Source organism: Bradyrhizobium sp. SHOUNA76 (assembly GCF_023006445.1).
Lineage (GTDB): Bacteria > Pseudomonadota > Alphaproteobacteria > Rhizobiales > Xanthobacteraceae > Bradyrhizobium.
In genome coordinates, this window is record NZ_JALBHA010000534.1 from 1 (window position 1) to 4152 (window position 4152).

A 4152-nucleotide genomic window follows, 5' to 3' on the forward strand; every position below is an offset into this window, starting at 1 on the left:
CGAAGGCACGCTGAGGGTCGAGCTCACCACGGCCTCAGGGCTCACGCTCGTCTCGGGGCTGGCCGTGCTGGCGTCGATCCGGCTCCTCGGCTAGGCGGCAGCCGCGCCGGTCGCGCGGGTGCGCACAATCCATGCAACTGGCTAGGTTGACGCGGCGGAGCCGGGGCACGATATCTCCCCTTATGCAGACCACAGCTCAAGGGGCAGATATGAACGCGCCAGACAACAATGCCCCCACGCAAGCCGACGGCGTCGTGGACTGGCTGACCAACGGCACGCGCGACGAGCGCTTCATCGACAACATCTTCGCGCAAATGTGCATCCGCCTTCAGCAGGCGGGCATTCCGCTGCAGCGGTCGACGTTTCACATCCTCATCAATCACCCGCAATGGCTTGGCGCCCGGTTCATGTGGTCCGACGGAATGCGGGAGGCGGAGATTGCACTGGTCGACTACGACGTCCGCGAGCGGTCCGAGTATATCGGCAGCGCCGCCAACGAGATGCAGGAGGGCGCGACCGAGGTGCGGGAGAATCTCGAACGGGACCCCTCGCTCGGCCGCAGGCACGCGCTCTACGACGAGATGCGCGAAAAGGGCCTGACCGACTATGTGGCATGGCCGCTCTACCATACGCTCGGCAAGCGGCATCTCGTCACTTTCGCGACCGACCGGCCCGGCGGCTTCGATCACGCGCATATCGCCGCCCTCAAGAAGCTCCTGCCGGTGCTTTCGCTGGTCAGCGAGATCCGCATCAAGAACCGCCTGGCGCGCACCCTCCTGGAGACCTATGTCGGCTCCCATGCCGCCGAGCTCATCCTGGCGGGCGCGACCCGGCGCGGCACCGGCACGACGGTGCGTGCCGCGATCATGATCTGCGACCTCCGGGATTTCACCAAGATTTCCGATAACTGGCCGCGCGACGACGTCATCGATCTCCTCAACGATTATTTCGACGCGATGTCTGAGCCGATCGCGCGGCACGGCGGCGAGATCCTGAAATTCATCGGCGACGGCCTGCTCGCGATCTTTCCGCTTCAAGCGCCCGACGCCTGTGCGAATCTGCTCCATGCCGTGACGGAAGCCCGTCAGGCCATGGCCGCCCTGAATGAAAGAAACAGTGCGACCAGCCGCGCGCCGCTGAACTACGGCATCGGCGTCCATGTCGGCGACGTCATGTACGGCAATATCGGATCATCCAGCCGGCTCGACTTCACCGTGATCGGTCCTGCCGTCAACATGGCCTCCCGTCTCGAAGCTCTCACCAAGCAGTTGGGACGAACGGTGCTGCTGTCCCGCGACTTCGCAGAGCTGGTGGAGCCGAAGTTCGAGCTGGAGCACGTCGGCAAGCACGAGGTGCGCGGCTTCAGCGATCCGGTCGAGCTGTTTGCCTATCAGGGGTGACCGCTTGAAGGGCCGCGCCGCGCCAGCCGCGGGCCAAAGGCCAGCGTCCCGACCGAGGCTTGTCTTGTTGCCAACGCGGGAACGGATGACTACGCTTTACGCCCAGCCAGTCCAGACGTTCCTTCGATCGGCCGCACGTACATGCCCAAATTCCTTCGCATCGGAGTCCATCAGTCGAACGTATCGGGGTACACGTCGAAGGCGTGGTGCGTCCGGCGGGTTGGCTCGGCGGTTTTCCTGAAGTGGGGCGCCGTGGAGGTTCAGGGCGCCGGCGATGGGCGAAGGGTCTACTGGACACGTCTGCCGCAGGAGAAGACGGTTCGCTGCGGCACCGTGGAGCGGGCCCAGGACTATGCCAAGGCCGCGATCGCCCGGCGCCGCAACCATCGCTATGAGCCGATGGCCGGATCGATCGTGCTCCAGCGCCGATCGGCCGAGCGCAGCGCCGAGCTCAAGCAGGCGCTGGCCACGATCCTGATCGTCGACATCGTCGGCTCCACCGCAAAAGCCGCAAAGCTCGGCGATGCGCGCTGGACCAAAATCATGGGCCACTATTACGCCGCCGTGCGCAAGGAGCTGAAGAGCTCGCGCGGCAAGGAGGTCGTGACCACGGGCGACGGCATATTGGCGACGTTCAAGGCGCCGGCGGCCGGGATCGGCTGCGCGACCGCGATCCGCCAGGCGGTGCGCACATTGGGGCTCGACATCAGGGTCGGGCTGCATGCGGGCGAATACAAGGTGAGCGGGGGCGAGATGGTGGGCCTTGCCTTTCACATCGGCACGCGCGTCGCCGCCAAAGCGCGCGCCGGCGAGGTCCTGGTCTCGAGCGCGGTCAGGGACCTGATGGCGCAGTCAGAGATCCGATTCAGGGATCACGGCGTGCACCAGCTCAAGGGCGTTCCGGCGCGATGGCGCCTGTTCCGGGTGGAGGATTGAGCGGCTTTGAATGCGGCGCCGTGCGCCTTAGCGGGCCGGATCGGTCCGGTCGCATTTCGGGCATCGCCCGTCCGCTGCGATGGCGAGTTGGCGGCCGATCTCTTCCTTCAGAGCGTTGCCGTCGAACGCCGTACCGTCACTCCCCAGGATTCGCTTGGCGCGTTCGTAAGCATGGCTCTCGGCGGCGTCGTCGCCCACGCGGATGATGACATCGTCGTGGAAAGGGCAGACCGTGGTGGCGCGCGTCGTCTCGAGCGCGTAGCGCACCAGCGCGGTGAGATCATCGAGATTGGCGGATATCATGGCTCTCTCCTGATCGAGGCAGTCGCGATGGTGGCCTGTGTACGGCGGCGGGGTCGTACTGACCGTACGGCGCCGTCGGGCCGGTTCCATCGAACCTGCCATCGAAGCCGCTCGTGGCCGGCTCCCTGATCGCGATCGCCCTGTCATCGAAGCGGCGCCCGGAGTGCCTAGGAGTCCGGGCTCCGCTTCGTTCGGTACCGGAGCGACTGCGCGCCCGATGCCATCCAGAGCCTAGCGGTTCGCAAAACCGTTCGCCTTGACCCATCGCAAACATAGGAAAGGCCCCTAGGGAATCGTCCGCAATTTCGCCGGCGGCGGTTCGGGCGCATGAATCAGGATATGCAGCGCCAGATCCTCTTCAGGTGCCCGCGCACCGGCATGAACGTCCAGCATCGCATCGACGATGAGCGGCCCGAGAGTTCCGGGCCGGCGGATAGCTATGTGGCCGTGAGGTGCCCGGCCTGCATGTCGCTGCACTTCGCCAACAGCACCACCGGCAAGCTGCTGGGTGAGCGAACCGCGCAGCCCGTCTCCATGCCGCGTTCCGCTTGATCGGCCCGCTTCGCTTTCCCGCACGTTCCGGCGCCCGCGCTGGATCTGGCGACAAAAACGAGTTCTCGAATGACGCGACAGGCGGCCTCGGCGCTGGTCAGGGGGCGGGACTTCGAGCCGAGGCCGCCATTTGCCGGAATCGTGAAACGCCGGCGCGGCCTAATGCCCGGCAACGCTGCTCCGTTCCTATTCCTGGTTCCTGTTCCTGGTTCCTATCCTGGGCGTTACGCCGGCAGGAGGTGCCTGAAGCATGATCCGGAAAAGTGCGCAAACGCTTCTCCGATGGATCATGCTTGAACGAGTAAGCTGAAGTGCGACGGCCATTCATTCTCGCCGCATCGCGCCTCACGCCGACCAGCGATCCTGCTCTTCCTGGTGAGCATGCTCGTTGAGCCGTTCGGCCATCTGGTCCGCAATCTGCTCCGACTCGGCCGAGGCCACTGGCTCGCCCTTGTGAGTCCTGAGCTTGTCCTTGTCGGCTTCGATCGGGAAATCGTCCGGTGTCAGTCCGGTATCCTTGCCCGTGTCCTTGCCGCGATCCTTGTCCATGGCGCGCCTCGCTGTATCTCAATCGGTAAAAAACATGCGTGAAGGCTGATCGTTTCAAAGAGGATGAAGCTCGATCGAGAGGCCCAAGCCGGTCTGAAGGCTTGAGCCCCGGCAACTGCTCGATGACGTCGGAACCGCCTTGCATGTTTTTCCCGAGTCGGAACAGGTGCAGGATTCGCGCGTTCGTTCGATGAATTTTGGAGACGCGGTCATGCCATCGAACGGAAGCATTTTTTTTGCCGGAGTCGGAACCACCTTCCTGATCCTGGGCGTGGGTTTCGGCAGCGGGCTGATGATGGCGAATTCCGCTCTGAAGGATCCGGGCCGCGCCGAGTCGAGAGCGTCCGCGCAAGCGCCGTCGCCTCTTCGCGTGGTCCTGCCGGCCTCAGCCGAGGCGGCCGAACCGAAGGCG

Annotated in this window: 6 protein-coding genes; 4 read left to right on the plus strand and 2 right to left on the minus strand. The window is 64.8% G+C overall.

What is annotated here, in order from left to right; translation table 11 throughout:
• The first annotated feature begins 209 nt into the window (after nt 1-209).
• Both MOV74_RS32650 and MOV74_RS32655 read left to right on the plus strand, forming a co-directional pair.
• Nucleotides 210-1400 carry an adenylate/guanylate cyclase domain-containing protein gene (locus tag MOV74_RS32650; protein WP_246931110.1) on the plus strand — a complete coding sequence of 397 codons (1191 nt, stop codon included), beginning with the start codon at nt 210-212 and terminating at the stop codon, nt 1398-1400.
• 141 nt (nt 1401-1541) lie between these two features.
• Nucleotides 1542-2336: an adenylate/guanylate cyclase domain-containing protein gene (locus MOV74_RS32655; protein ID WP_246931111.1), complete on the plus strand. Its 795-nt coding sequence runs from the start codon at nt 1542-1544 to the stop codon at nt 2334-2336.
• Nucleotides 2337-2363: 27 nt separating this feature from the next.
• Here MOV74_RS32655 and MOV74_RS32660 read toward each other — a convergent pair whose 3' ends face one another.
• Nucleotides 2364-2639 (minus strand): hypothetical protein, encoded by a 276-nt coding sequence (locus MOV74_RS32660; protein ID WP_246931112.1) that lies wholly within the window; start codon nt 2637-2639, stop codon nt 2364-2366.
• A gap of 327 nt (nt 2640-2966) precedes the next feature.
• On the opposite strand from MOV74_RS32660, the gene MOV74_RS32665 reads away from it, so the two are divergent.
• Nucleotides 2967-3191 (plus strand): hypothetical protein, encoded by a 225-nt coding sequence (locus MOV74_RS32665; protein ID WP_246931113.1) that lies wholly within the window; start codon nt 2967-2969, stop codon nt 3189-3191.
• 345 nt (nt 3192-3536) lie between these two features.
• On the opposite strand, the gene MOV74_RS32670 is transcribed toward MOV74_RS32665, so the two are convergent.
• Nucleotides 3537-3740, minus strand: a complete 204-nt coding sequence (locus MOV74_RS32670) for a hypothetical protein (RefSeq protein ID WP_246931114.1) — start codon at nt 3738-3740, stop codon at nt 3537-3539.
• 139 nt (nt 3741-3879) lie between these two features.
• Here MOV74_RS32670 and MOV74_RS32675 point away from each other — a divergent pair.
• The coding region (locus MOV74_RS32675; protein WP_246931115.1) for a hypothetical protein at nt 3880-4152 on the plus strand (273 nt) is incomplete at its 3' end.

What these genes read in the sequence shown, in the direction of transcription:
- MOV74_RS32650 (WP_246931110.1), top strand. Translation starts at nt 210, where the DNA reads ATGAACGCGCCAGACAACAATGCCCCCACGCAAGCCGACGGCGTCGTG.
- MOV74_RS32655 (WP_246931111.1), top strand. Translation starts at nt 1,542, where the DNA reads ATGCCCAAATTCCTTCGCATCGGAGTCCATCAGTCGAACGTATCGGGG.
- MOV74_RS32660 (WP_246931112.1), bottom strand. Translation starts at nt 2,639, where the DNA reads ATGATATCCGCCAATCTCGATGATCTCACCGCGCTGGTGCGCTACGCG.
- MOV74_RS32665 (WP_246931113.1), top strand. Translation starts at nt 2,967, where the DNA reads ATGAATCAGGATATGCAGCGCCAGATCCTCTTCAGGTGCCCGCGCACC.
- MOV74_RS32670 (WP_246931114.1), bottom strand. Translation starts at nt 3,740, where the DNA reads ATGGACAAGGATCGCGGCAAGGACACGGGCAAGGATACCGGACTGACA.